General features: G+C 43.1%; 2 protein-coding genes. Both read left to right on the top strand.

The features are described 5' to 3' along the window. The first annotated feature begins 421 nt into the window (after positions 1-421). Positions 422-679: a LytS/YhcK type 5TM receptor domain-containing protein gene (locus PsWM33_RS28075; protein WP_244276713.1), complete on the top strand. Its 258-nt coding sequence runs from the start codon at positions 422-424 to the stop codon at positions 677-679. Beyond that, positions 622-922, top strand: a 301-nt coding sequence (locus tag PsWM33_RS28070) for a LytS/YhcK type 5TM receptor domain-containing protein (protein ID WP_275078566.1), incomplete at its 3' end; no start/stop codon positions are given. The genes PsWM33_RS28075 and PsWM33_RS28070, both read left to right, overlap by 58 nt.

Raw genomic sequence — 922 nt, 5'->3', positions numbered from 1 at the left:
AAGCAGATGATTTTGGAATACACTTTGTCAACAGAACCTAATTAACCAAGTATATTTTATCAACTCAAATTTATTTAACTATAGCAGAACATAAAAACAAAAAAATGAGTGCAAAAATTTACTATATTTAGTATTTTATCACTTAATCATAACCAATTTATTTCTTGGGACATAAAGTTTGCTTGTCTTCTGATCCACACAGTCTCTTAAGCTAACTGTTTAAATTGATATTCTGGAGATTTTTGAACATACACTTGAATTTTGCTTGGTAGATTGAAAATCTATCGTGAGGCGGTACACTTTTGTGACTAGTTCAAGAAACAATAGTAAAGCCAACAAATGGCCTCATTCTTCATCTGCTGCAGCAAATGTGTGTGTATTTGGTGAGCAGGTCGACGGGGCTGTTGCCAATACGCGAGCCATGGGTGCGGTTCTGAGTGGTCTTTTAAGTGGTCCGGTCACGGGTTTTTTGATTGGATTGACGGGCGGTTTGCACCGCTACGGTTTTGGTGGGTTTACTGATCTGGCCTGTGCGATCTCAACCACTTCAGAAGGCCTACTGGCTGGGATGGCTGCATTTTGTTTACGCACGCATAACAAGCGTGCCTTGCTGTTTCGCCGATGTTTGTGTTTGGCCTCACCTTTGTGGCGGAAGTCGTACAGATGCTCATCATCCTGATTGTAGCCTCGCCATTTGATCAGGCTCTTGCGCTGGTGAAGCAAATTGCGCCTCCGATGCTGTTCGTCAATTCACTTGGCGCAGCGTTTTTTATGAGCATTGTTCGCGATCAGAAGACGATGTTTGATAAACTGTCATCAGCTTTTTCCAGTCAGGCATTAAAGATCGCCGAGTGCTGTGTTGGGGTTTTGGCCAAGGGGCTGAAGAGCTGGCTCGGGAAATTTGGACAGGTTGTGAAAGTGG

Origin of the sequence: Pseudovibrio sp. WM33 (assembly GCF_001623165.1) — a bacterium.
Classification (GTDB): Bacteria; Pseudomonadota; Alphaproteobacteria; order Rhizobiales; family Stappiaceae; genus Pseudovibrio.
The sequence above is the reverse complement of the archived record's forward strand: the minus strand, read 5'-3'. Positions and strand labels throughout refer to the sequence as shown.